Genomic DNA, 25,772 nt, shown 5'->3' on the forward strand with positions numbered 1-25,772 from the left:
TCACTCTTCAAAGTCATCTTTTTCCTGCCCTTTCGATTTATATTCCTTCATTTTAATAATGGTATCGATCCTTAAAATTGCCTCAGCAACTTCGCCGGCAGCTTTCAAAGCATGAATTTTAACCAGAGCAGGGTCAATCACGCCCAACTCCAGCATATCAGCTATTTCCCCTGTATCGCAGTTCAAGGCATAAGCAATGCTGCCTTTTTCTGTTTGGGCAGCCAGCACATCAGCCATTTTTTCCAGCGGGTTAAAACCGGCATTGGAGACAATTTGCGCGAACGGACGGCGCAAAGCCTCAACCACACAATCGATGCCGAAGGCAGCCATACCTTTTACTTCCTGGCGTCCCCTCTCCACATGCTGAGCGGCGGCAAGCTCGATGGCTCCCCCGCCGGGTACCACCCCGCCTTTAACTGCAGCCTGAACTGAACTGGCAGCATCCTTGGCAATGCGTTCCCTTTCTCCTACAACCTCTTCGGTTGCAGCCCCAACCAGAATTGTAGCCATAGGTTTGCCATAACCCCCCAGGATACGGACCTGCTCCAGTTTTTCATCTTCGTAAATCTGTGCAGCTTTGCCTAAATACTTTTCCAACTCCTCCGGGTCTTTTTTTAAACCGGTCCTTTTGATCAAACGGGCCCCGCAGTGTTCCATGGCCTTACGCAGTTCCTTGTAGGCTACCCTTTGGACCACCATCACCCCGGCATCGGTTAAAATTTCTTCCGCCAGGGGAGACACTCCGCGGTCAACTAAAACCAGTTTAACCCCCAAATGAATAATTTTATGCAGGTTGTTTTTAAACTCGTTTTGCAGTTCGAGATAACGTCTAACACCTGCCTCGGTGGCAAGGGCCTCCTCCTCAATTTCCTCCGGTTCCAAAGCATCGTCAACAACTAATACCTTGGCTTCCTCAAATTTCAATGGCATTTGGGGGTTCATTCGCTCTTTGTTAATGATAATGCCCTCAAACACCTCATTCTCGGCCCCAACCTGGGCAGTCACCGTATCAGCCAGTTTAAAATTAGGTTCTTGGAGCTTTTCAAGTCCGATTAAAGCAGCCGCCCTGATGGTTAAGTCGGCGATATCCTGGTGTTCCCTGCCCGCCACCAACGCTACTTGCTTTAAAAGGGGACTGTTCAAATCATCAAGGTGCATGGCTTGTTCCTTAAAAAAGGCCAGTGCCCTGTTGACACCGACCCGCAGACCTTCAATCACCTTGGCTACAGGAACACCTTTAATTACTTGCTCCATTCCGGCGTTAACCAGACTTCCTGCCATAATGGTAGCAGTGGTAGTGCCATCCCCTATTTCTTCTTGCTGTGCTTTAGCGATGTTAATCAGCATCCTTGCTGCCGGATGGTTGACTTCCATTAGATTTAAAATAGTTACACCATCGTTGGTAATAACCACACCGCCAAATTTGTCCACTAACATGGTATCCAGGCCTTTTGGCCCCAGAGTACCTTCCACTGCGGAGGCAATGGCCCTGATAGCATTGGCATTAGTGGACAAAGCGGCCAAGCGCTCATCCACCTCAGCATTATTGCTAACCTGTTTTACACTCATCTACAGTTCTCCTTCTTGCAACCTTCGGTCGAGTCCTTAGTCATTAGTCCTTAGTATTTAAACGTAAAAGAACAGGGAAAAGTCTCAAAAGGCAACTAAAAACTAACGGCTAAAGACTGACGACTAACGACTTGGCCGAAGGCCATTATTTTAGCAGCTTAGCTAAAACCTGCGAAAGATTCTCCGTCACGCACTCCACCAGACTAACCGCTTTGGAATAAGCCATTCGGGTCGGGCCCAAAATACCCAAGGTACCCAAAACGACCCCGTCAACCTGGTAGGTGGCGGTTATAAGGCTGCAACCATTAATTTCCTCGTATTTATTTTCCCCACCAATTCTAATAGTTAATCCCAGTTCCGGCTTCACTTCCATAAGGTCTTTTAAGACGCTTTCCTTTTCCAACACGCCGAGCAAACTTTTTAGTTTATCAATATCCTTAAATTCAGGCTGGTTAAAAATGTTTAGCGTCCCACCCAGGTAAACCTTATCGTTTAATTTGGAACAGGCAAGCTGTTCTATCACGTCTAAGACATGACTTACAAGGTTTTTATAGCTGGCAAGTTCACCGTAAATGTCATACAGCGTGTCCCTTTTTACTTGCTCCAGCGCAAACCCCTGCAGCCTGTCGTTTAAGACAAGACTTATTCTTTCCAAGTCGGCCGGAGTGATACTTTCCGGAATATCTAAAATACGGTGCTGCACCAGCCGGGAGTTGCTAACCACAATCATCAGAGCACTTCCAGGACTTAACGGCATAAGCCGGATCTGACTGAACGTGCGTCTCCCTAACTGAGGCCCCAAAATCAAAGCGGTGTAATTGGTCATTTCAGACAAAACCTCGCTGGCCTGCCTGATGACCGCTTCGATTTCCTCCATCTTTTGCGAGAAGCGGTACCTGATATATTCTTCTTCCGCCTGGTTCAGATTTTCTTTTTCCATTAGGCAGTCCACATAGTACCTATATCCTAAATCCGAAGGGATCCTTCCTGCCGAAGTATGGGGCTGCTCAATATACCCCAGCTCCTCCAAATCGGCCATTTCATTGCGAATAGTTGCCGGACTCACGCCCAAATCGTATTTGCGGGCAATAGTTCTGGATCCAACGGGTTCTGCGGTAGCAATATAGTCTTGAATGATGGCCTGTAGCACCTTCTTTTTCCGCTCGTCCATCGGCATGCCAATCACCCTTTTGTTAGCACTCTGAACCGTTGAGTGCTAAGATTTTATACTTAAAACGTATCATGCCCCTTGCCATTTGTCAAGATTTACTCCCGCCTCCTAAACAAAATAAGTGAAGACATGATTAGCAACGGGCAGCCCTTGAGCAGTTAAACGTATGCTGTTATCCTGCTCTTCCAGCAAACCAAGCTGCAGAAGATGCTCGATTTCCGCTTTAAAAGCCTCTTGTGGCCTTATTCCATAGCGCAGGTAAAAAGCTTCAGAGTCTAAGCCCGCCAAAAGTCTTAACCCCAGGAAAGCGGTTTCACCCATGCGCTGTTTCCAGGTCAGCAATTCTTCTTCTGCTATCGGCAGCTGCCCCGATTCCAGCAAACGGGAATAGGAGGATAAACTCGAAATGTTCACGAACCTCCTGTTCAACAGATGAGAGCTGGCGCCCAACCCCACCCCCAAGTATTCCTTGTTGTGCCAATAACGCAGGTTATGCCTTGCTTCAAAGCCCGGTCGCGCATAGTTGGAAATTTCGTACTGCCGGTACCCGCGGGCTTTCAACTTTTCATTGGCAACGGCCCGCATTTTAAGCACAGTTTCTTCCGGAGGCAGCGGCAGTAGCCCCCTTTCATCTTCTTCTCCCCACGGAGTTCCCGGCTCAATTTTCAGACCGTAGAGGGAAAGATGTTCGACTTCAAGTTTTAGGGCTTCATCCAAGGTTTGTTCCCACATCCCCATGGTTTGCCCAGGCAACCCGAAAATCAGGTCCAGGTTAAGGTTAAAAAAACCAGCCTTCCTGGCCAAGGCTATACTTTCTACAGCCAGAGCAGCACTGTGGACCCTGCCCATAGCCCGGAGCAAGCTGTCATCAAAAGATTGCACACCAAAGGAGATTCGATTGACCCCGGCCATTTTCAGTTGTTCAAGTTTGAGGAGGTCAACCGTACCGGGATTGGCTTCCACCGTCACCTCTGTATCCGCGGACCAAGCAAAAAGGTCCCGGCACTTTATCAGCACCCGGACCAATTGCTCGCCGGCCAAGAGAGTTGGTGTGCCGCCTCCAATATAGACGGTATCTACTGAACAAGCAGCATCAGGCCGAGCAAGCAGCCGGCCGTAAATTTCCAGTTCTTTTGCCAAGGCCAGGAGATAGTTCTCAATCTCCCCCGGCGCCGCTGGAGGCGCAGAGGTGAAGTCGCAATAATTGCACTTGCCAATGCAAAAAGGAATATGGATATATAAGCCCATGGACAAGGCTGTTTGCCTCCTTTCGGGTCAGCTAACAGCTATCAGCTGTCAGTTCTCAGCTGTTAGCATAAAGATTATCTTTGATACAATGTTTATTTTTTCTAATACAAGCTTTCCGCCTGGCTGTTAATTTTGTAGTTTAACCTCTGTGGTTAATAGCTGAAAGCTGATGGCTGCAGGCTACTAGCTGAAGGCTGAAAGCGTGATGGCTATGGCTGCAAGCTGCTTGCTATTCGTCTATGCTCAGTACTGCCATAAAAGCTTCCTGGGGTATCTCCACGGAACCAACCTGTTTCATCCGCTTCTTGCCCTCTTTTTGCTTCTCAAGAAGTTTTCGTTTCCGCGAAACATCGCCGCCGTAACATTTTTCCAGGACATCCTTGCGCAGTGCTTTAACTGTTTCCCTGGCAATGATTTTATTGCCGATAGCAGCCTGGATTGGCACCTCGAAAAGCTGCCTGGGAATCAGCTGACGTAATTTTTCGGCCAAAGCCCTGCCCCGGTAATAGGCCCGCTCACGGTGAACAATGCAGGACAAAGCGTCAACCACTTCGCCGTTTAGCAGGATATCCAGTTTAACAAGGTCCGACTCCCGGTAGCCAATCAGCTCATAATCAAGGGAAGCATAGCCCCTGGTCCGTGATTTGAGCTGGTCAAAGAAATCATAAATAATCTCGCTTAAAGGCAGGGAGTAAGTAAGCATGACCCTGGTAGGAGTCATATACTCCATGGTGCCGAAAGTCCCCCGTTTTTCCTGGCACAACTCCATGACCGAGCCGACGTATTCGCTGGGCACCATAATAGTTGCTTTCACGTAAGGCTCCTCGATCTTTTCGATATAGTTGGGCGCGGGCAAATTAGTGGGGTTGTCGACAGTTATGACCTGCCCGTCAGTCTTGGTGACCCGGTAAATTACGCTGGGAGCTGTAGTAATCAGCTGCAGCCCGTACTCTCTTTCCAATCGTTCCTGGATGATCTCCATGTGCAGAAGGCCCAGGAAACCGGTGCGGAAACCAAAACCCAGGGCTGTGGAAGTTTCAGGTTCATAGATTAACGAGGCATCGTTTAATTGCAGCTTATCCAGTGCATCCCGCAGGTCCTCATACTGATTGGTTTCAATAGGATACAGGCCGCAAAACACCATAGGAGTGGCTTTTTTGTAACCGGGCAGAGGCTCTTTGGCCGGATTCTCCGCTCCCGTTACAGTATCTCCGACCCGGGTATCTTTCACATTTTTTATGCTGGCTGTGATAAAGCCCACCTCGCCCGCCGACAGGCTCTCGACGATCTTGAGGGAGGGAGTAAAAACTCCCACCTCATTAACCTCGAAAGTCCTGCCTGTAGCCATCATCTTGATCTTCATCCCTTTTTCCACTTTACCTTCGACTATGCGGACATAGGGTACCGCACCTTTATAGGAGTCAAAATGGGAATCGAAAATCAAAGCCCGCAGCGGAGCATCCACCTCGCCTTTGGGATATGGTATTCTTTGGACAATCGCTTCCAAAATCTCCCGAGTACCTTCCCCTGTTTTAGCCGAGGCCAGAATTGCCTGGCTGGCATCCAAGCCGATGACGTCCTCAATCTCTTTTTTTACCCTTTCCGGGTCGGCACTGGGCAAATCTATCTTATTAATAACCGGAATGATTTCCAGATCATGTTCCAAAGCTAAATACACATTAGCCAACGTTTGAGCTTCAATACCCTGGGCAGCATCAACCACTAAGAGAGCCCCTTCACAGGCAGCCAAGCTGCGGGATACTTCGTAGGTAAAATCCACATGACCGGGTGTATCAATAAGATTTAACAGATAAATCTGCCCGTCTTGGGCCTGGTAATTCATACGAACCGCCTGCAGCTTAATGGTAATGCCCCGCTCCCGTTCAAGCTCCATCTGATCCAGGACCTGATCAGCCATTTCTCTTTCAGTCAAAGCACCTGTATATTCCAGCAGCCGGTCGGCCAAAGTGGATTTCCCATGATCAATATGAGCAATAATGCAGAAATTGCGAATCCTTTTTTGCCAGTCTTGTATCATGTCCGGCCCTCCAGTACATTGAAAATATACTATAACGTCAGTCCCCAGGAGGTTAAAAGCCGCGTTCTTAGTCCTTGCTCGTAAGTCGCTAGCTGTCAGCCATCAGCTATCAGCAATTAGCCGTTGGCTTTTTCCGCAAAAACCATACATGCAACTAAGGACTAACGACTAAAGACTAAGGACTCGGCCAAAGGCCGATGCTGGCAACTGAGGACTGGTGACTGAGGACTGATGACTAAAGTTGTCCCCCGACCGATTATACCATCCTGCTATCTGCCTAGCAATATTAGCTGTTTTGTGTGCAGCCAGCTCTTTTAAAGCGCCTGGCCAGCAATTCTGCCACCATCCGGGCTTCCTCCATCCTGAAGAGCCAGGCGATTCCAATGTAGATCGCCGCGCCCAACCCTACGCCAAGCATAACTTCTATCCCCTGGTTGATTTTGCTGTTGACATCTAAAAATTCCTCCAGCCACTGACTGAAGAGGTATACAGTGACCCCCATCACTACTGAAGCTGCTAAACTTTTTAAGAAAGACAGCAACATATTCCGCCCATCAATGGAACCGATCTTTTTACGCAGTATCCAGAGCAGGATTAGCATATTAAAAATGCCGGCTATGGAATAGGCGAATGCCAAGCCCCCATGGGCCATGGGCTTAATCAGCAGCAAGTTTAATACCAGGTTTAAGAGCATTGCCAAGGAGCCCATAGTCACTGGGGTAGTGGTGTCCTTTAAAGCATAAAAAGCCCTGCTCAAAACATGGATGGCAGAATAGGCGAAAATGCCTATACTATAAAAAAACAAAGCAACAGCTGTAGCCTGGGTGGCCTCCGGCGTAAATTTGCCCTGCTCAAAAATCAAACGAATCAAAGGGACTGCCAGGGCAATCAACCCTGCTGAAGCGGGCAAGGTGATAAAAATGACCGTTCTAACTCCTAGAGACATGGAACGCTTAAAACTGTGCAGTTCCTTTTTCGCGGCATGTTCCGTCAAAGTAGGAAAAACCGCGACGGCGATAGCTATGGCAAAAACCCCGATGGGCAGCTGCATGAGTCGCTGCCCGGAACGCAAAGCGGAAACTATTCCGTTAGGCAGCCCGGAAGCAAGGTTCTGGTTCACAAAAAGGTTGAATTGAGTAATAGACAAACCAATCAGTACCGGCAGGATCAGCCCGGCAAGCTGCTTGACTCCGGGATGCCGCAAGTTTAAAGTCCAGCGGTAGCGCAGACCAATCTTTAAAAGCATAGGTACCTGAGCAGCAAAGTTTAAAAAAGCTCCCACAACTACCCCAATGGAAAAAGCTGCAATGCCAAGCCTTGGCGAAAAAAGATATCCCACTACAATGATACCTAGATTATAAAGCACCGAACCTATGGCAGGAGCAACAAAATGCTTGTGGGAATTAAGTATACCCATGGAAATTCCGCTGAAAGCCATGAAGATAACCTGAATAAACATAATCCTGGTAAGAAAAACCGTAAGTTCCATGGTTTGGGCGTCAAAACCGGGAACCAATAACCTGATCAACTGGGGCGAAAAAGTAACACCAATTAAGATGCCTAAAGCCATGAGTAACATGATCACATTGAAGGTAACACTGGCTACTTCCCAAGCGTCTTCCTCCTGCCCTGTGGCTATGTAACTGGAAAAGACAGGTATAAAAGCCGAGCTGAGGGCTCCCCCAACCAGCAGCATATACAGAAAATCAGGTATGGAGAAAGCGGCGTTGTATGCATCGGTAATCCTGTTCTGCCCGTAGTGGGCATAAATAATGATGTCCCGGATATAGCCCAAAACCCGGGACACGATCATAGCTAACATGATAAATCCGGCAGCTTTGGCCACCTTTTTACCTTGCCCCACGAAAATTTGACCTCCCCCACAACATGCATATGGAATGCATGCTAGCCATCAGCCTGCAGCTATCAGCCGTCAGCAGCCAGCTATCAGATAGTTTACTGCTGCGTAACCCTCTGCGTCTTAATCATCAGTCCTTAGTCCCGGTAAGCTGCGCCGACGTTAGTCATTAGTTTTCAGCTTTCAGCCATCAGCTCTCAGCAATCAGCAATTGGCTTCATAATTACTAATGACTACGTGGCTAATAGTTTTATAGGCCGACAATAGCCATACATGCAACTGAGGACTAACGGCTAACGACGCGGCTGCAAGCATTGCCGGAGTGCCTGGAAACTATATGCAGCCGACTTCGTCCATATAAAGACATTATAGCACTTAAAAAGTTACGTACAAGAGGTTATTCGCCGGTAAAACGGGCAACTTTTTCTTGAGTGTTTTCCCATATTGTCAGAGCTGCAACTTTGCCTTTGTGCAAGAGGACAGCGCTTTGCTGTTTCAACTCCTCTAACCATTCTGCCGCTTTTGGCATCATTTCGTTTTTTACCGCTTGCAAACTTTGCCTCGTAACCTCTTTTAAGGGCCCGTAATCAAAGTGGTAATCCCGGCCAAAAACCGTAAACTCTATGCCATTTTGCACCAACTTGTAATTTAAGGCTTGCCAGGGGCCCTCTCCTACCACACCCTGTATTCCTTGTCCTGCTAAATTTAGTCCAACCAACAGAATAATTGCAGAAATAAATACAAACCTTTCCAGCTTCATTTTAGACTCCCCTTTGTAGTCCGGATAATACTTTATTAATAGCTTTTTCCATTTATATAAGCAAAAATACTATCCGGACAAAACAGGCTGACGGAAAAAAGAAAAAGCGCCTAAAATAGCGCTTACAGCTTCTCCTTTTGCATATCAGCCAGAACATGGATTATCACATCAGCAAACAGTGTTACCGCCCTTTCCGCCTCTTCCTGAGAATTCTTTGCACTGCCCACTTCAATTAGAATTGCATTGGGGTGCAAATGCTGGTTGTACCGCCCGCTTTGCACCCGATAGCCTTTAGATAAGCCCGGATAAATCTGCTCCATTTTTTTTACCACTTTTTCCGCAAAAGCCTTGTTCTTTTCCCAATCGGAGTGTTCCAGGCGGGCATTGCTACCCACAATTAACATGATCTTGGCTGTATCCTTGCCATTTATTTTGACCGTCTCCTTGCTTTTTAGCCCGGCATCCCGATGTACGTCGATTACTATTTGAATCGAAGGATTTCCGGCAAGCATCGCCCGGACAGTTTTTTCCGAATTGCCATAGGATTTAGGGAAACTGGGGTAGTCATGGATAGTGGTGGAACGAACGGTCTTGACTCCTTTGGCTTCCAAAGCTTCAGCCAGCCTCCCTGCTACTTTGGCAATGCCGCCATTTTTCCCTTCCAACTTTTCTTTGCCATCGGTAGGCACATAGGTTTCAGCGTTATGGGTGTTGTAAATGGCCACGACAGGTTTATCGCTTTTGATTAATTTAGGCTCGGGCAGCGGGTTTTCCGTAGGCTCCTCCAGCTCCGGAATATATTCTTCCATAATCTCCTCTTCTTCAACCTCACCTTCTAAAGTTGTTAAAGAAGGAAGATCATTTCCGGCAGCTACCATTTTAAATATTGTCAGCTGGGAACCTAAAAAACTTTTGGGGTCCTGCAAGTCAATATCAACTACCGCCGACAAGGCGCTTTCAACCAGCCCCGATTTTTGCACCTTCTGCCCTGCCATAGCCTGGGTATCTGCCGTAGTAGCCAGCACCGGCATTGTCTCTAGCAAGATGCCGAGGCAATTTGCTTTTTCCACTGCCAGCAAACGATAAGCCTTGTCCATTAAAAGATAAGGGCTGATCTCTCCTCCTCCGCTTTGCAGCCAATGCCCGCCTAAAAAAGACAATTCCCGCCCTCCTAACCAGGCGCCGCACAGCAACAGTACAAGCAACAATGTTGTTTTAAATTTCTTTTTCAGACGTGGTGAAATGCGAAAAAAAATTACAGAGCGCAAGGTATGTCCCCCCAAATAAGTTACATACCCTAACTTATGCGTGCTACAACCTGTTTAGTACAAAAAGCATTCCCAATTTTACCCCGAAAAAAGCAAAGCGCGAAATACATTTCGCGCCCTGCTCCCAAACCTTAATTAACGTAATTCTGTTGGTACAAACGCATCAATAATACCGACCACCAGAGCCGAGAGCAGCGCTCCTAAGATATTAACTCTTAAAAAGCTGGGGACAATAAACTGGGCTAAATAGATTACCACAGCAGCACTGATAAAGCCTACTATTCCCCTACCCTGGGGCGAGAGGGATTTACCAAAAAGACTCTCCGCAATGTAACCTAAAATTGCGATTACGACTGCAGCCAAAAGCGCTCCAGTAAATCCTGCAACAGTAATACCCGGTAATAACCAACCTACCAACATTAGAACCAAAGCGGAAACAATAAACCTGATGATGGTTCCGAAAATCCTTTTCATCGATAACTTCACCTCCTTTTTTTAAATTTTTTCCTTTTCCCGGTGAAAATATACAAGAATTTAATTACTTGCTTTAAAAAGCCATTCGTGATAGAATATAATCTGTTAATTATTGCATATTTGCTCTTGCGGTTTAAGGAGGTGACAGGACAGTGCCTAATATCAAATCTGCCAAAAAAAGAGTAGAAATTACTCGCCAACGTACATTAAGAAATGCAGCTTTGAAATCTAACCTGAAAACTGCCATCAAACGGTTTGAAGAAGCAGCTGCAGGCGGCGATTTAGATAAAGCTAAGGACACTTTAGTGCGCGCTATTCGTACTATTGACAAAGCAGTGACTAAAGGTTTAATCCATAAAAATAAAGCTGCCAGGAAAAAATCCCGTTTACAGAAACTATTCAACGCCTCCGCCAGCTAAGAGAGAAATAAGTAGAAAAGACCTGCGTGCAAAGCAGGTCTTTTGTTTTAATTTTACAACTAGACAAAAACCCGGTATTTGTTAGTGCCGCTACAGCGGTACGAAAATCTATTTACAAAAATCAGCGATGAGCAGTTCCAGCAGGAGTGCAGGTCTTCCCTGCCCAGTCTTGATAGCTACATCCAACTCCAGCAGCTTCTCCAAAACATCGACCACTTGTGCCACACTAAACCTCTGTCCTTGTTTGACTGCCTTATTTGCTGCAAAAGCCGGCACTTGTAAAACTTGAGGCAACTCTCCCTGCATATAACCTTGTTCCAGAAGCAATTTGGCTTCTAATATTAAGCGGAATTGCCTGGCCAGCATATACACAATCAACACTTCGGGCTCACCCGTTTTCAGCAGATCCCGGCAGTACTGGACCGCAGCAGACCCCCGGCGCTCAGCAAAAGCATCGACTAAGTTGAAAATGGTGGTTTGGGCGGTTTTGCTTACTAATTCATGTACTACTTCCATGGATACCTGACCCGGCTCTTCCCCCAGGTAGAGGCAAATCTTTTCTATTTCTTGTTCCAGTGCAGTCAAATCGTTACCAATGCTGGCCACCAGGTAATCCAGAGCAGCGAAGTCAATCTGCTTGTGGCGCTGCGCGAAACGCCCTTTTACCCAGTCCAGCAGTTCTTTTCCTTTTAACTGTCCGAACTCAACTGCACAGCCCCGTTTTATAAGGAGTTGCACAACTTTTTTCCTGCTGTCAGCTTTGCCTTTAGCCACAAAAACCACATGACTTAAAGGCGACGGATTGTCCAAATAAGAGTTTAACTCTTCTTCTTCCGAAGCGGGGGGTTCTTTTTGTTTTCCCTGAGCCTTTTTCGCCTGGAACAATTGGCAGTTTTGCACAACAATCAATTTGTTGTGGCTAAAGAGGGGCAGAGTATTGGCAATTTCCAAAACCTCTTCCAGCGTATAAGCCTCTTCCAGTATTTCAATGGTCAAGTTACCTGAATGCTTTTGCAGGAGATTATTTTTTAGGTACTCCACCGCCTCCGCCTTTAAGAAATCATCATCACCATGAAAAAGATAAACGGGCGCAATTTGGGACTTAGCGACCAGTTCTTTAAATTCCTGATAATTCATTGGCGCTCCACTCCGAACCTAATTGCAAGTCTTGAGTCTTTTTTATTCTATCACAGCCTAACTAGAAACTTAACCTTGCAAAGAAAAATTTTAAAATCTTTCCATGTATTCCATAGACTAAAAAACAGATACTAAAAATACTGAACGGTAACTAGAGGACGTGATCTATGTTGGGCCTAAAAATAAAAGCTCCCTGGAATTTCGGTCCGGTGCGGGACTTAGGGATCGATCTGGGCACTGCTAATACGCTGGTTTACGCTAAAGGCAAAGGCATTGTATTACGGGAACCTTCGGTAGTAGCAGTGGATTTAAATACCAACACCATCCTGGCTGTTGGTTCTGATGCCAGGGATATGCTGGGGCGCACTCCCAGCAATATTGTAGCAATCCGCCCATTACGGGAAGGTGCTATTGCAGATTTTGAAACTACCCGCAAAATGATCAACTACTTTATCGAAAAAGTCTTGGGTAAAAATCGGGTTTTAAAACCCCGGGTAATTATAAGTGTTCCTTACGGCACCACTCAGGTGGAAAAAAGGGCCGTAATTGAAGCTGCACGACAAGGAGGCGCAAAAGAGGTTTTTTTGGTAGAAGAGCCTTTGGCAGCAGCCATTGGGGCAGGACTCCCCGTTGAGGAACCGGTGGGCAGCATGATCGTTAATATCGGAGGCGGCACTACCGAAATCGCGGTCATTGCCCTGGGCGGAATTGTCAGGGGAGTTTCCGTCAGAAGCGGCGGCGACGCCCTAAACAGATCCATAGTGGAATATATGCGCAAAAATTACAGAATTGAAATAGGAGAACGGACCGGGGAGAACATCAAAATTCAAATCGGGTATGCTACCGACCCCGACCCGGCTGCTATAATGGAGGTTAAAGGCATCAATTTAAGAACAGGTCTACCCGCTGCTATCGAAATTAAAGCGGAAGAGGTTTCCCAGGCCATGGAAGAGCCGCTAAGCAACATGCTTACCGGCATCAAACGCATCTATGAAAAAACCCCTCCCCAACTGGCTTCTGACATTATCGATACGGGTATTACCTTAACAGGGGGAGGAGCGTTGCTGAAAAACATAGACCAACTTATCAGCCAAGAAATGAATTTACCGGTTACCATAGCTGAGGACCCCATGGCCTGCGTGGCTATCGGTACCGGTAAGATAATCAGTCAAATGAATAATTTAACCAGGCTGGCTCTGTATCATGCCTGAGAGCAGTTGTTAGTTGTTGGTTGTAAGCGCTCTTGGCGATAGTCTTTGGAGCAGTGGACACATGGGATATAATTTTAAGTAAGACAGCCTAAAGCGGTGGGTAACACCACCGCTTTAATTTTTACATTGATTCATTCTCTGCCAGAACAGGTCCTTTGGCATATTTGGCCGTTTTAAACATGAACAGCAATAATGCTAAAGCCGCTGCCACCAGGCCTACCGGGTAGGAAATGCCGGTTGGCAATGCAAATCCTTCAGGAGCCTGGAAGATATAGGTGATGGAAACAGCCGTCATAAAGGTAGCGGGGACAGTGGCAATCCAATGGTTACGACCATGCTTAGCCAGGTAAACCGCCCCGGTCCAGAGGGCAATCATTGCCAGGGTCTGGTTAGACCAAGCAAAGTAGCGCCATACAATGGTGAAGTCAATTTGGCTTAACCCGAAACCGATAGCAAAAAGCGGGATTGCTATAGCGTACCTGTTTAGGATCTTAGCCTGGCTTAGGTTAAAGTATTCGGCAAGCGTCAGCCGGGCTGCCCTAAAGGCAGTATCCCCGGAAGTAATGGGTAACACTATAACTCCGAGCACAGCTAAAGTGCCGCCTATGGCTCCTAACAGAGTCATAGAAATCTTATTAACTACCCCTGCCGGGCCTCCAAGCTCAGCCAGGCCACCGGCTAAACCGCCGGTACCATTAAAGAAGGTCATAGCGGCAGCAGCCCAGATTAAAGCAATAATTGACTCAGCAATCATAGCGCCGTAGAACACCCTGCGGCCATGGCGCTCATTTTCGAGACATCTGGCAATGAGCGGTGACTGAGTGGCATGGAAGCCGCTAATAGCGCCGCAGGCAATGGTGATAAATAACAATGGCCAAATGGGTGCGCCTTTTGGATGCAAGTTAGCCAGCGTCAGTTCCGGGATCTGATACCCTTCTATGAACAATCCTCCGATAATTCCTACAGCCATGATAATCAGCACAGCACCAAACACAGGATAGAGCCGTCCAATTATTTTATCTATGGGTAGAATAGTTGCCAGGAAATAATATACCAGCACAATTCCCAACCATACATTGACAGTCATCCAGTTGGGGGTCAGTTTAGCCAGCAGCTGGGCCGGGCCGGTCATGAACACGGTACCAACCAATACCAACACCACAACAGTAAAGAGGTTAACAAACTGCTTCATCCCGTTGCCCAGATATTTGCCAGCCATAGCCGGCAAGTTGGCGCCATTGTTTCTTACCGAAATCATTCCGGATAAATAGTCGTGGACCGCACCGGCAAAAATGCCTCCTAAAACAATCCACAGGAAAGCTGCCGGGCCCCATAAGGCTCCTTGAATGGCGCCAAAAATTGGCCCAAGGCCGGCAATGTTTAAGAGCTGGATCAAGAAATCTTTTTTCCAGTTCATGGGGACATAGTCTACGCCGTCAGAAAGTTTAACGGCTGGTGTGGGCCTGTTTTCTTCCGGGCGAAAGATCCGTTCCACAATCGCGCCGTAAACCATGTAGCCAAGGATCAACAGTGCAATGGAAGCTAAAAAAGTGAACATCTTTTTTCGACCTCCTCTAGTCTTTCTGTTTTAATTATAGAAAAAGCGAAAACGCAAAAATATAAAACGGGGATGAAAAGCAAAAAACCACGTCCGAACGACGTGATTTTGACGCTGAATGTTTTTTAAAAATTAAGTATTTCCCGAAGTTCTTTCAGGTGGGTTCTCCCTACCGGAATCTCCGTTTCTTCTTTATCCCGCATCACCACTTTATAAGTGTTATGGAACCAGGGCAAAATCTCCTTGATCATATCTAAATTGATTAGATAGCCCCTGTGCACGCGTAAAAAACCGTACTCAGCCAGCCTGTCTTCCAACTCCTGCAGCGTAAAATCGGAAACATAGTCCTTGGTAGCTGTTCGCAGCACCACAGCTTTACCATCAGTAAAGGCAAATATGATATCCTTGGGGTTAAGCACCAGCAGCCTGTCATTTTCCCAGACTGTCAATTTTGTGTTAATTTTTGATTTCCGGAAATTAAGTTCTTGTAGCATTTTTTCCAGGTTGAGAGTGAATTTTTCCTTACCTGGCTTGCCAGTACCTGCCTTTAGGACACTATCCACTCTTTCAACAGTTTTTTTCACTCGTTCAATCGTAAAAGGCTTCAACAAATAATCCACTGCATTCACCTCAAAAGCTTTAACCGCATACTCATCGTAAGCAGTGGCAAAAACAATCAAAGGCATTTTGGGCCCTTCCAGAATTTGCTGGGCAACGGAAAAGCCGTTCATGTCCTGCAAGTGAATATCCAGGAAGACTACGTCCGGCTGCAGCTCTTTGATTAGCTCCACTGCTTCCTGGCCATTGTCGGCTTCCCCCAAGATCTTCCATGTACTTGCTTGTTCCAGCAGATAGCGCAATTCCTCCCGGGCCGGAATCTCATCGTCAACTATGACTACTTTGGCCGGCATGTTTTAACCCTCCCTTAGCTTGGGAATCCGTACTTCGACTTTTGTTCCTACGCCTGGCTTACTGGTTACCTGCAGGCTTGACTTGGGCCCATAAATGCTTTTGAAACGCTGGTTAACATTGCTGAAGCCAATACCAATACCTGAAGCCGACGAGCCCTTTGTGGTAAAAAGCTGCTCTACCTGCGCCGCTTCCATACCTACCCCGTTATCTTCCACGGTAACCACTAGTTCATCACCAAGTACCTGAGCCTGGATCAGAACGCAGCCTCCGTTCTTTTTGGGCAGTAATCCGTGCTTAATGGCATTTTCCACCAGGGGCTGCAGAGTCAATGCCGGCAGCTGCCATTCCTTGGCCTCAGGGGGTATCCGGTATTCTACCTGCAGTTTGGGTCCGAAACGGGCTTGCTCCAATGCCAGATAGGATTTAATATGTTCCAATTCCCGTTCGAGGCTGACATAATCATCAACATGGCTTAAATTCATGCGAAAAAAGTTAGCCAGGCTAGCCAGCAGATCCCTGGCCTTTTCAGGGCTGGTGCGGCAAAAGGCCATAATAGTGTTTAAAGAGTTGAATAGAAAATGGGGATTGATCTGGGCTTGTAATGCCTTGATTTCAGCTTTGGCCAGGAGTTGGGACTGTATTTCCAGGTCAGCCAGCTCCAGCTGGGTGGAAAAGAGATGGCCCAGTCCTGTCGCCAGCTCCATCTCCAACTGCCCAATGGCGTTCTGCTTGCTCTGGTATATTTTTAAAGCCCCTACCACCTGTTTGCGCTTTTTTAAAGGCACAATTACCGCCGACTGCAGCGGGCAGCCTTCCTGTTCGCAGATTATTTCCTGCTGATTTTTAGCTATGGCCGGCTCACCGGTGGCCAGCACATTTTTGGTGGCAGCTGTCATCACCGGCTGTCCGGGCAAATGATGATCAGCCCCCAAGCCTACGTGGGCTAAGAACTGCTCGTGATCGGTAATAGCCACTGCCTGCACATCGGTCATGTCAAAAATAATTTGGGCCGCATTCCGCGCCGAGGAAAAGCTCAGGCCCTGCCTTAAGTAAGGAAGGGTCTTATCAGCAATCCTCAACGCTTTCTGTGCTTGCACCGCCCCCGCCCGCTCTTGCTCCAAAAAGACATTGCGGATGATTAAAATGAAAATTGCGATACCGGCAGCATTAACCACAATCATTGGCACTGCAATCAACCTGACTAATTCCCAGGCCTCCTGCAGGGGCCTGGAAATGAGCATGATGATCGCCATCTGGCCCATTTCAGCAAAAAAACCGGTCCAAAAAGCTGTTTGCCAGGATAATTCCCCAATTTTACGCCGCTGGCCAACAATGCCGCCCAGCAAACCTTCGAGAGTGGTGGAAATGCCGCAGGACAGGGCAGTAAAACCCCCGAGCAAATACCGGTGCGTCCCGGCAATTAAGCCGGCTGTGAGCCCTACAAAAGGGCCTCCCAAGAGACCGCCCACCAAAGGCGCCACTACCCTGGAATTAGCTAAGGCTCCCTCGACGGGAATGCCGATATAAGTGCCCAGAATGCCTAAAATCCCGAAGACCAGAGTGAGAGTCAGTTTTTGACGCCAATTGGCCTGGCGCTGAATTAACTGCCGGACAATATTAAATCTGGTCATTAAAAAAGCCAGGGTAACAATCATGCTCATTCTTTCCAGCAGGGTAAACAGCAGTTCAAACATGGCAACCCCTCTTTTTAGCGGAAAAGTAGTCTGTACCTTAAGTTTATCACATCTTCAGAGCTAAATCTGCCTAGCGTAAATATCGTTATTAATCATTAGTCGTTAGTTTTCAGCTTTTCAGCTGTCAGCCATCAGCGGCTAGTTACCGGCGACTGGCTGTTGACTAACGAGTAGCCGTAGGTCTGTGCATAAACTAAGGACCAACTACCAAGGACTAAGGACGAACCTCCCTGCCCATAGTATTGACCGTCAGGCTTTGGCCATCAGTTAAAAAAGTGATAGCTCCATCCCAGTCGGTGCGGTAAATATTTACCTGCTCTTGTTCCCAATAGCCTGTAATTTCCGGGGCAGGATGTCCAAAATTATTTTTGCCAACTGAAAAAACTACTACTCTCGGGGAGACCTTCTGATAAAAAGCCTCATCATAGCCATATCTGCTGCCGTGATGGGGAATCTTTAAAACGGTTGCAGCCAAGTTCACACCCTGAGACATCAGCTCTGCCATACCTTCCGCTTCCAAATCGCCGGTTAAGAGAAAACTCACCTTGCCATAGGTTAAACGGATCACCAGGGAATTATTATTGTCGGGGCTTTTATCCGTTGGCAGTGGCCTATCTCCCGGATGCAGCACTTCCATTACAACTTTTTCCCCATCTAGTTTAAGTTTGTCCCCCCTGTTCAACTCCTGGTGCTTGTAGCCAAGTTTTTCAGCCAGGTTTAAAAATTCATCATATCCGGCAGCAAAATGCGCTGCCGGGGGTGTGATAATGAAATTAGTTTTAACCCGCTTCAATACCGGGAACAATCCATCCAGATGGTCCCCGTCAGGATGGGAGTTGACCACTGCATCCAGCGTAAAAACGCCCCTCCTGGTCAGGTAAGGCTCTACCACCCTCTCCCCGGCGTTATACGTACCCGCAAAATTCTCCCCGCCACCGTCCAGCAGGATTTTCTTCCCTCCCGGCGTTTGGATAAAAACCGCATCCCCCTGCCCCACGTCCAGAAAAGTCACTTCCAGTTTTCCATGTCCCGGCAAGGGCAAAAGATAGACCGCAAATATCAAGGCAGCAAAAACCAGTGTCAGTTTAAACCAGCGTGTGCTGATATCCTTGTTTTTACGCAGTTCCACCACAGCCACAAGGCACAGATAACTTGAAAGTATAAGCAGCATACTTGGGGTAGCTGTTTTTAAAGCAACCCAAGGATACTGTCCTGCCCATTCCAAAAATCGTACCAGAATGGAGATTAAAAAGCCGGCACTGTAAATGAAAGGCGCCGCCAGGGGAGCCCACAGGAGTGCCAGGAGGAAAACAGCCATCCCCAAAATCACAGTAATGCCGATTACCGGGACAACCAGCAAATTCATTAACAGGGCGGCCAGGGAGATGATATTAAAATAATAAGCAGTCAGTGGCAGTGCCGCCACTTGGGAAGCTAAAGAAACCGTTAAATAAGTGCGCCAAGGGGGCAAAAAGGAAAGCGCTTCCTCCAGTAGAGGCGTCAAATAAACCAATCCCCAGGTAACTACAAAGGAGAGCTGAAAGCCGCTGTCAAAGAGCATTAGGGGGTTCCAGAGCAAAAGAAAAAGCGCAGCCCCGGCCAAACCGGCATAAAAGTCCCACTGCCGCAGAGTCCATTGGGCTAAGAGCACCCCCAAAGCCATTACAGTAGACCTAAGTACCGAAGGGGTAAAACCGGTTACCGCAGCATAGAAGAGTAGGCCTGCTACAAACATGCTGTTCCTGGCTAAAGGCGCAAGCTTGAAAAGAATTGCCAGTCCCAGCAGCACCAAAAGCACAACAGCCACGTTAGAACCTGAAACTGCAAAAACATGCATAATACCTAATGCCGAAAACATTTCTTTTTGCTCCGCTGTCAACAGTCCCTTATCCCCGAAAAAAATGGAGTTAAACAAGTCCGCCTCTTTTTTGGGCAGAATTGATTTGACTGATTGTTCTACTCTGTTTTTAGCCGACAGCGCTGCGTTAAGGAATGGATTCCCCGAAGCTTTTTTAAGTAAAACCACCTGGTCTGGACGAACATTGAGCTGCACCAGTACCCCTTGCCTCTCCAGATAACGGCGGTAGTCGAATTCACCCGGGTTTTTTGCCCTTTTGGGCAGTTCCAGCTTACCTGAAATCCTGAGGTAATCCCCGTAGCGGTAGGGCAGCGGCTCCGGGGTCAAAATGTTAAGCAGCGCTTTGAAATCTGACTCATGGTCCCCTAAAGTTTTTATCCTGACAAAATAAGCTGTCCGCTCCCCGTAAACTTGAGGCTCCGCATAAATTTGTCCAAGCATGACCGTTTCTTGGCCTAACTCCGGCGGCAAATTGTTTATCTTTTGGTGTACAATGGCGGTTCTAATTAACCCGGCGCTAAAAAAGAGCACAATTATGAGTACAGTGCTCACAGGTTTGTAAGGGCTTAACGATAAAAATACAAGGACATAATAAATCAACCCTCCCACAAAGAGGAGGGTGAAAAGCAGCAAGTTATACCGGACAGCCAGGATGCCTAAAATATAAGCACAAACGGCTAATACTAGAATACGGTGCATGTTACGACCTCCGGTCGAATCTTTAATCGTTAGCAACAGCTTTTAGGCCAGTCAGCCGACGGGCAATTGCTGACGGCTGAAGGCTAACGACTAACGACTAATATATCGTTACCAGCTCTTTCAGTTCCTCCAGCTTCTTTGCCCCGATGCCCGAAACCTGATCCAGCTCCTCTACGCTTTTAAAGCCCCCGTGCTGGGTGCGATAATCGATGATTTTTTGCGCCGTAGCGGGACCAATGCCCGGCAAGCTGTCCAGTTCCGCCAAGCCGGCAGTATTTATATTGACTTTTCCCGTACCGCTGCCGGAGGATATGCCCTGCGCGCCGGCAATTTGCGGCGGAGCTTCCCCTTTTTTCGGCACTGGTATCTTTTGACCGTCAACCAGGGGCGCTGCCAGGTTAAGAGCATCCAGATCAGCTTCAGCCAGGGGGACAGCCAGGAATACAGCATCATTCACCCGCGAACCGGACTTGAGGCTATACACTCCCGGCTTCTCCACCGCCCCGCTTATGTGAACCAGGATTTCTTTCACTCCCTCCGGCTCTTTTAAACCTTTTTCTTCCACTGCCGCAGGCGCTTGTTCAAGAGCAATCTCAGCCTCTGCCTTAGGTACAGGATGCAGTACCTTGGCCAAGAGCATTCCGGAACCGAAAATCAAAGCTGCCAGGAGTATTAAAAACAGGGATTTAACTTGTCTGGGCAATTGCTCCCACATTATTTTTCGCCCCTTATTTCCTTTTTTCCGGTAATTACGACGTGATGCTGTCTTTTTCCTCCTATTTAACCATAATTTCCAAAAAGAAAAACCCCCGTGCGGGGGCATGAAACTACTTCACAACGATATTAATCAGTTTGTCAGGCACGCTAATCACTTTGACAATCTGCTTGCCTTCAATGTGCTTGGCGATCTTAGGCTCAGAAAGCACTTTAGCTTTCAGTTCCTCTTCGCTTATGCCGCGAAGCACATCCAGTTTATCCCTCACTTTGCCGTTCACCTGTACCACAATATTTACCTCATCCATTTCCAGGGCGGAAGGGTCAAATTTTGGCCAAGACTCCAGATGGACGCTGCCGGTACCACCCAGCGCTTCCCAGAGCTCTTCGGCGATATGGGGCGCGAAGGGCGCCAACAACAGCACCAAATGCTTCAAACCGTTTTTCACTAAAGGCAGATTCTGCTCCGCTTCGCTGATGTTATCCCGGTACTGGTACAACCCGTTGACCATTTCCATGATAGCACTGATTGCGGTGTTAAAGTTGAACCGCTGGCCCACATCCTCTGTAACTTTTTTAACGGTGGCATGAATCAGGCGGCGCAGTTCTTTATCTGCTTTGGTTGAGACCTGGTTACCCTCCTCAACCCGGGCTAATCTATCGGCATAGCTATACACCAATCTCCAGACGCGGTTTAAGAAACGGAAACAGCCTTCCACCCCCTGGTCGCTCCACTCCAGATCCCGCTCAGGCGGAGCAGCGAAAAGGATAAACAGCCGGGCAGTGTCAGCACCGTACTGGTTGATAATTTCCTCGGGGCTTACCACGTTGCCCTTGGATTTGGACATCTTGCTGCCGTCTTTTAACACCATCCCCTGGGTCAAAAGGTTTTGGAAGGGCTCCTCCGAAGATACCATGCCCATATCGTAGAGCACTTTAGTAAAGAAGCGGGCATACATCAGGTGTAAAATAGCATGCTCCACACCCCCAATATACTGGTCCACGTTCATCCAGTAGTCAGCCTTGTCCTTGGCAAAAGGGGCGCTTTCATTTTTCGGATCGCAGTACCTGAGAAAATACCAGGAAGAATCCACAAAGGTATCCATGGTATCTGTCTCCCTGGTGGCAGGGCCGCCGCACTCAGGACAGGTAGTATTCATAAAAGAGGAACTGGTGGTTAGGGGCGAATCCCCGCCAGGCCTGAATTCTACATCAGTAGGCAAGAGTACCGGCAAATCCTTTTCCGGTACAGGTATAACGCCGCACTTATCACAGTAAACAAAAGGTATGGGAGCTCCCCAGTAACGCTGCCTGGAAATAAGCCAGTCCCGCAGGCGGAAGTTGACCTGTCTTCTGCCGATGCCTTTTTCCTCCATATAGTCGATGATCTTTTCAAGGGCTTCGTCGCTGTTCATTCCATTGAATTGCCCGGAATTAACCATTATTCCCTCTGCAGGAAAAGCTTGCTCCATGGTAGCACCGTCCAAAAGTTCCCCTTCCGGCTGGACTACCACTTTGACCGGCAAATCATATTTCCGGGCAAACTCAAAGTCCCGCTGGTCGTGGGCAGGGACACCCATTACGATACCGGTACCATATTCCATCAATACATAATTGGCTACAAAAATCGGGACCCGTTCCTGGTTCAAAGGGTTAATGGCATAAGCGCCGGTAAACATGCCCTCTTTTTCCATGTCGGTAGCCATGCGGTCAATGTTCGACATCTGCCGTACTTTTTTAGCAAATTCTTTGATCCTCTCAGCCTCAGCAGTCCCTTTGGTCAACTCTTCCACCAATGGATGCTCAGGCGCAATCACCATATAGGTAACCCCGAAAATCGTATCAGGCCGGGTAGTAAATACAGTCAGATCATGGCCCGCCTCAGTTTTAAAAGTAACCTCGGCGCCGGTGCTTTTACCGATCCAGTTGTGCTGCATGATTTTAACTTTGTCGGGCCAACCGGGCAGCTTTTCCAGGTCCTCAAGCAAGCGGTCCGCATAAGCGGTAATTTTAAAGAACCACTGCTCCAGGTCTTTTTTTTCCACAACGCTCTCACAGCGCTCGCATCTTCCTTCAACCACCTGCTCATTGGCCAAAACTGTGGCACAAGACGGACACCAGTTAACAGGAGCCTTTTTCTTGTAAACTAGACCATGCTTGTAAAATTGGATAAACAGCCACTGAGTCCATTTGTAGTAATCAGGATGACAGGTAGCCACTTCCCGCTCCCAGTCATAGCTGATACCCATGGATTTGAGCTGTCTTTTCATGTTGGCTATGTTGCTCCAGGTCCAATCGGCAGGGTGGATACCCCTCTGGATGGCAGCATTTTCAGCCGGCAGTCCAAAGGCATCCCAACCCATGGGATGAATCACATTGTAGCCCTGCATTACTTTAAATCTGGCTACCACATCGCCGATAGAATAGTTGCGCACGTGGCCCATATGCAAATTGCCTGATGGGTAAGGAAACATCTCCAGGACATAATATTTCTGCTTGCCGGAATCCTCCCTGGTCTTATAGATATCCTGCTCATCCCATTTTTTCTGCCACTTTGGCTCAATTTCTGAAAACAAATAACGTTCTTCCAACTGCTTCAACTCCCCAATATCGTATTTTGTGCAAAGTAAATTCATATGTAAAAACTTTACGTTTAAGAAAAACTAACGTCACTTAAGTTCGTTGTTAGTTGTTGGTTGTTAGTTGCTAGTTGAATCATTTTTCAAAACAACAACTAACAACTAAAAACTTATAGCTGCTTTTTTTACTACATGCATATAAAAAACCTCCCATCCCGTTCGGGACGAGAGGGTAACTCCCGTGGTACCACCCGTATTGACTAAAAAAGCCCACTTTACCTCCGGTAACGGCGGATTGCCGGTGCGACTACTTGTTTTCACCGCACAGCTCCCAGGCGAGTTCAATTCCTGATTTGGCTGTTTTGCACCGTCCAACAGCTCTCTGCACAAATCAAGGCAATTTACTGCTCCTGTTCATTGCTATAAGCTTTGTTCCCTACGCGGATATTATAATGTACCAGGCAAAAAAAGTCAATTATACTAGATTTCTGCAGTTTCTTCCCCATATTCGATGCGCTTGGCATCGCCCCAAAGGCGTTCCAGGTCGTAAAACCTGCGCTCTTCTTCCTGGAAAATGTGCACCACCACATCCCCATAATCCACCAGCACCCACCGGGCCTCCCGTAATCCTTCTACTCGAAGTTCTTTCAAACCGGCTTTGGCTAACTCCTCTAAAACGTTGTCAGCCAGGGACTGGACCTGAATGCCTGACTTGCCGGTAGCAAGCACAAAGTAATCTGCTACCAGGGTCAGCCCCTGAAGATTAAGAATTACGATGTCCTGTCCTTTTTTATCGCTTAAAGCTTTAGCAACGAGTAGCGCTTTATCTTTTGCCTCTAACAAATTAACCTCTCCCTAATTTTAGTTTTTCGGCCAGAAGTTCGTTTCTTGCCTCTACTGTCAAAGGATGCAGCATTTGACCTTGATTGATAACGTAGAATATTGTATGCTCCAAACACTTGAGCAGTGCCTGATCCAAATCTTCATAAGCCAATGGTCGTAACTTTTCTACCCCGGGAAACTTGCGGCCCGGCTCCAACATATCTGCCAAATAAACAATTTTTGCCAGCTTATCCATACCGGCACAGCCCGTGGTATGAAATTTAATGGCTTCCAGAACGCCTTTATCCGAAATGTTAAAATCAAGGGCAGCCAGAAAGGCTCCTACGGGACCATGCAATAATAAAGGGGTCACCCTTTCTACGGCATTCACCGGCCAACCTGCCTGTACAGCCAGGTTCAACAGCTCTGCTTCCTTCAATTCCCGGGCATAGTCATGGAGCAAAGCCGCTTCTACAGCTGCTTCAGCGTTAACTTTATAGGTCAAAGCCATTCTGCCTGCCTCTTTAGCTACATTAATTGTATGGGTAAACCGATGTTCTGATAATTTAATCTTTAAAGCCTGCAATAAATGAATTTTTGCTTCTATCAATTGCTGAACACTAGCAGTGATCTAAAAAACCTCCTCGCCCGAGCCCGACGTAGGAGGTTATTTTTCAAGCAATTACTCCCTTGGTTTAGCTTCATTAACCGTTAAAGCGCGGTTGCCGAGCTCTGCACCGTTCATTGCTGCAATCATTTTTTCTGCATCTGCGTCAGCAACTTCCACAAAACCGAAACCGCGGGAACGACCAGTTTGCTTGTCAGTTATGATCCTACTGCTGATTACTTCTCCATGCTGCCTGAATGCTTCAGCCAGTTGTTCCTCAGTAGTAGCCCAAGGCAAATTTCCTACGTAGAGCGTACGGGTCAAAATTTTCACCTCACCGTGGAAAAATTAAATCACTTCTATTATGTACTACAGATTCAAATCTATACACGGTGAGTGAGACAAATAAATCCAAAACTATGGGCGGTACAAATTATTTTTCGCGATATATTGTTCAACTGATTCGGGTAAAAGGTATTTAATAGTACGGCCTTGTGCCACCCGCTTGCGGATATCGGTAGAAGAAATAGCCAGGGCCGGTACCTCCATGAGATGAATCCTGCGGCGCAGGTTTTCCGGTAGTTTATCAAGAAAGCCATGCAATACATCCAAATTAGTGCCAGGCCTGGTGGCAGCAATAAACTGGCAGAGTTCCATGAGTCTCTCCACGTTTTTCCATGTTAATATTTCTAAAATGGCATCGGCTCCGGTAATAAAGTAGATCTCAGTATCCGGCCCATATATTTTGTGGAACTCGGCAACCGTATCTATTGCATAGGAATATCCTGGCCGGTCCATTTCAACGGTGGACACCTCAAAATGGGGATTGGTGGCCACTGCCAAGATGGTCATCAAATAGCGATGCCTGGCTTCAGTAACAGGGTACTCTTTTTTATGGGGTGGATTGCCGGAGGGCACAAAAAGCACCTGTTCCAGGCTGAAGCTATCGAGGGCGGCCTCCGCAGCTACCAAATGGCCGTAATGGATAGGATCAAAAGTCCCCCCCATAATGGCAAAACGACGGATTTTACGTTTACCGGGACCTTGCATTGACTTTTCCTCTACAAGTTTTTGCAGTTGTTCCTCAGTCATAAAAATACCCCGGTTAAGAAGATTTTCCCAAACAACAGCAGAAAACTGCAGTACCGCTTGACTGCTTTGAACCATATTTTAGCA

At 47.4% G+C, this 25,772-nt stretch carries 21 protein-coding genes and 1 other annotated feature; of the genes, 2 read left to right on the top strand and 19 right to left on the bottom strand.

What is annotated here, in order from left to right; genetic code table 11:
• The 8 genes from EYS13_RS07705 to EYS13_RS07740 all read right to left on the bottom strand — a co-directional run bounded on the left by EYS13_RS07705 (position 1) and on the right by EYS13_RS07740 (position 10,377).
• Complete coding sequence (locus EYS13_RS07705) at positions 1–1,569, bottom strand: TCP-1/cpn60 chaperonin family protein (protein ID WP_227767540.1); 1,569 nt, start codon at positions 1,567–1,569, stop codon at positions 1–3.
• Positions 1,570–1,714: 145 nt separating this feature from the next.
• Complete coding sequence (gene hrcA, locus EYS13_RS07710; RefSeq protein ID WP_227767542.1) at positions 1,715–2,746, bottom strand: heat-inducible transcriptional repressor HrcA; 1,032 nt, start codon at positions 2,744–2,746, stop codon at positions 1,715–1,717.
• A 102-nt stretch (positions 2,747–2,848) separates the two neighbouring features.
• Positions 2,849–3,988 (bottom strand): radical SAM family heme chaperone HemW, encoded by a 1,140-nt coding sequence (gene hemW, locus EYS13_RS07715; protein WP_227767838.1) that lies wholly within the window; start codon positions 3,986–3,988, stop codon positions 2,849–2,851.
• Positions 3,989–4,217: 229 nt separating this feature from the next.
• Positions 4,218–6,026: a translation elongation factor 4 gene (gene lepA, locus EYS13_RS07720; RefSeq protein WP_227767544.1), complete on the bottom strand. Its 1,809-nt coding sequence runs from the start codon at positions 6,024–6,026 to the stop codon at positions 4,218–4,220.
• A 286-nt stretch (positions 6,027–6,312) separates the two neighbouring features.
• A complete protein-coding gene (murJ, locus tag EYS13_RS07725; protein WP_227767546.1) occupies positions 6,313–7,890 on the bottom strand; it encodes a murein biosynthesis integral membrane protein MurJ in 1,578 nt (525 codons plus the stop codon).
• Positions 7,891–8,281: 391 nt separating this feature from the next.
• Positions 8,282–8,644 carry a hypothetical protein gene (locus EYS13_RS07730; protein ID WP_227767547.1) on the bottom strand — a complete coding sequence of 121 codons (363 nt, stop codon included), beginning with the start codon at positions 8,642–8,644 and terminating at the stop codon, positions 8,282–8,284.
• A gap of 122 nt (positions 8,645–8,766) precedes the next feature.
• Positions 8,767–9,912, bottom strand: a complete 1,146-nt coding sequence (spoIIP, locus tag EYS13_RS07735) for a stage II sporulation protein P (protein WP_227767550.1) — start codon at positions 9,910–9,912, stop codon at positions 8,767–8,769.
• A 135-nt stretch (positions 9,913–10,047) separates the two neighbouring features.
• On the bottom strand, positions 10,048–10,377 hold the full coding sequence (locus EYS13_RS07740; RefSeq protein WP_227767840.1) for a phage holin family protein: 330 nt from the start codon (positions 10,375–10,377) through the stop codon (positions 10,048–10,050).
• Between the two features lie 161 nt (positions 10,378–10,538).
• On the opposite strand from EYS13_RS07740, the gene rpsT reads away from it, so the two are divergent.
• On the top strand, positions 10,539–10,805 hold the full coding sequence (gene rpsT / locus EYS13_RS07745; RefSeq protein ID WP_227767551.1) for a 30S ribosomal protein S20: 267 nt from the start codon (positions 10,539–10,541) through the stop codon (positions 10,803–10,805).
• Positions 10,806–10,913: 108 nt separating this feature from the next.
• Here the strand turns inward: rpsT and holA are convergent, their stop codons facing one another.
• Positions 10,914–11,942 carry a DNA polymerase III subunit delta gene (holA, locus tag EYS13_RS07750; protein WP_227767554.1) on the bottom strand — a complete coding sequence of 343 codons (1,029 nt, stop codon included), beginning with the start codon at positions 11,940–11,942 and terminating at the stop codon, positions 10,914–10,916.
• 167 nt (positions 11,943–12,109) lie between these two features.
• On the opposite strand from holA, the gene mreB reads away from it, so the two are divergent.
• Entirely contained in the window at positions 12,110–13,153 is a 1,044-nt protein-coding gene (gene mreB, locus EYS13_RS07755) for a rod shape-determining protein (RefSeq protein WP_227767556.1), read from the top strand.
• A gap of 121 nt (positions 13,154–13,274) precedes the next feature.
• On the opposite strand, the gene EYS13_RS07760 is transcribed toward mreB, so the two are convergent.
• From EYS13_RS07760 to nadD, 10 genes are all read right to left on the bottom strand, one after another.
• Positions 13,275–14,711, bottom strand: a complete 1,437-nt coding sequence (locus EYS13_RS07760) for a carbon starvation CstA family protein (RefSeq protein ID WP_227767558.1) — start codon at positions 14,709–14,711, stop codon at positions 13,275–13,277.
• A gap of 125 nt (positions 14,712–14,836) precedes the next feature.
• Positions 14,837–15,622 (bottom strand): LytR/AlgR family response regulator transcription factor, encoded by a 786-nt coding sequence (locus EYS13_RS07765; protein WP_227767559.1) that lies wholly within the window; start codon positions 15,620–15,622, stop codon positions 14,837–14,839.
• A gap of 3 nt (positions 15,623–15,625) precedes the next feature.
• Positions 15,626–17,317: a sensor histidine kinase gene (locus EYS13_RS07770; protein ID WP_227767562.1), complete on the bottom strand. Its 1,692-nt coding sequence runs from the start codon at positions 17,315–17,317 to the stop codon at positions 15,626–15,628.
• Positions 17,318–17,531: 214 nt separating this feature from the next.
• Positions 17,532–19,874: a DNA internalization-related competence protein ComEC/Rec2 gene (locus EYS13_RS07775; RefSeq protein ID WP_227767563.1), complete on the bottom strand. Its 2,343-nt coding sequence runs from the start codon at positions 19,872–19,874 to the stop codon at positions 17,532–17,534.
• Positions 19,875–19,971: 97 nt separating this feature from the next.
• Positions 19,972–20,589 (bottom strand): helix-hairpin-helix domain-containing protein, encoded by a 618-nt coding sequence (locus tag EYS13_RS07780; RefSeq protein ID WP_227767565.1) that lies wholly within the window; start codon positions 20,587–20,589, stop codon positions 19,972–19,974.
• A 112-nt stretch (positions 20,590–20,701) separates the two neighbouring features.
• Positions 20,702–23,224, bottom strand: coding sequence for a leucine--tRNA ligase (leuS, locus tag EYS13_RS07785; RefSeq protein WP_227767568.1), 2,523 nt, complete (start codon positions 23,222–23,224; stop codon positions 20,702–20,704).
• 160 nt (positions 23,225–23,384) lie between these two features.
• Positions 23,385–23,594 (bottom strand) — a binding site (T-box leader).
• Positions 23,595–23,647: 53 nt separating this feature from the next.
• Positions 23,648–24,010: a ribosome silencing factor gene (rsfS, locus tag EYS13_RS07790; protein ID WP_227767571.1), complete on the bottom strand. Its 363-nt coding sequence runs from the start codon at positions 24,008–24,010 to the stop codon at positions 23,648–23,650.
• A 1-nt stretch (position 24,011) separates the two neighbouring features.
• Positions 24,012–24,599 (bottom strand): bis(5'-nucleosyl)-tetraphosphatase (symmetrical) YqeK, encoded by a 588-nt coding sequence (yqeK, locus tag EYS13_RS07795; RefSeq protein ID WP_227767572.1) that lies wholly within the window; start codon positions 24,597–24,599, stop codon positions 24,012–24,014.
• 72 nt (positions 24,600–24,671) lie between these two features.
• On the bottom strand, positions 24,672–24,920 hold the full coding sequence (locus tag EYS13_RS07800; protein WP_277998267.1) for an RNA recognition motif domain-containing protein: 249 nt from the start codon (positions 24,918–24,920) through the stop codon (positions 24,672–24,674).
• Positions 24,921–25,013: 93 nt separating this feature from the next.
• Positions 25,014–25,646: a nicotinate-nucleotide adenylyltransferase gene (nadD, locus tag EYS13_RS07805; RefSeq protein WP_227767843.1), complete on the bottom strand. Its 633-nt coding sequence runs from the start codon at positions 25,644–25,646 to the stop codon at positions 25,014–25,016.
• Positions 25,647–25,772 lie beyond the last annotated feature (126 nt).

Origin of the sequence: Zhaonella formicivorans, from assembly GCF_004353525.1 — a bacterium.
Taxonomy (GTDB): domain Bacteria; phylum Bacillota; class DUOV01; order DUOV01; family Zhaonellaceae; genus Zhaonella; species Zhaonella formicivorans.

What these genes read in the sequence shown, in the direction of transcription:
- EYS13_RS07705 (WP_227767540.1), bottom strand. Translation starts at nt 1,569, where the DNA reads ATGAGTGTAAAACAGGTTAGCAATAATGCTGAGGTGGATGAGCGCTTG.
- hrcA (WP_227767542.1), bottom strand. Translation starts at nt 2,746, where the DNA reads ATGCCGATGGACGAGCGGAAAAAGAAGGTGCTACAGGCCATCATTCAA.
- hemW (WP_227767838.1), bottom strand. Translation starts at nt 3,988, where the DNA reads ATGGGCTTATATATCCATATTCCTTTTTGCATTGGCAAGTGCAATTAT.
- lepA (WP_227767544.1), bottom strand. Translation starts at nt 6,026, where the DNA reads ATGATACAAGACTGGCAAAAAAGGATTCGCAATTTCTGCATTATTGCT.
- EYS13_RS07730 (WP_227767547.1), bottom strand. Translation starts at nt 8,644, where the DNA reads ATGAAGCTGGAAAGGTTTGTATTTATTTCTGCAATTATTCTGTTGGTT.
- holA (WP_227767554.1), bottom strand. Translation starts at nt 11,942, where the DNA reads ATGAATTATCAGGAATTTAAAGAACTGGTCGCTAAGTCCCAAATTGCG.
- mreB (WP_227767556.1), top strand. Translation starts at nt 12,110, where the DNA reads ATGTTGGGCCTAAAAATAAAAGCTCCCTGGAATTTCGGTCCGGTGCGG.
- EYS13_RS07760 (WP_227767558.1), bottom strand. Translation starts at nt 14,711, where the DNA reads ATGTTCACTTTTTTAGCTTCCATTGCACTGTTGATCCTTGGCTACATG.
- EYS13_RS07765 (WP_227767559.1), bottom strand. Translation starts at nt 15,622, where the DNA reads ATGCCGGCCAAAGTAGTCATAGTTGACGATGAGATTCCGGCCCGGGAG.
- EYS13_RS07770 (WP_227767562.1), bottom strand. Translation starts at nt 17,317, where the DNA reads ATGTTTGAACTGCTGTTTACCCTGCTGGAAAGAATGAGCATGATTGTT.
- EYS13_RS07775 (WP_227767563.1), bottom strand. Translation starts at nt 19,874, where the DNA reads ATGCACCGTATTCTAGTATTAGCCGTTTGTGCTTATATTTTAGGCATC.
- EYS13_RS07780 (WP_227767565.1), bottom strand. Translation starts at nt 20,589, where the DNA reads ATGTGGGAGCAATTGCCCAGACAAGTTAAATCCCTGTTTTTAATACTC.
- leuS (WP_227767568.1), bottom strand. Translation starts at nt 23,224, where the DNA reads ATGAATTTACTTTGCACAAAATACGATATTGGGGAGTTGAAGCAGTTG.
- nadD (WP_227767843.1), bottom strand. Translation starts at nt 25,646, where the DNA reads ATGCAAGGTCCCGGTAAACGTAAAATCCGTCGTTTTGCCATTATGGGG.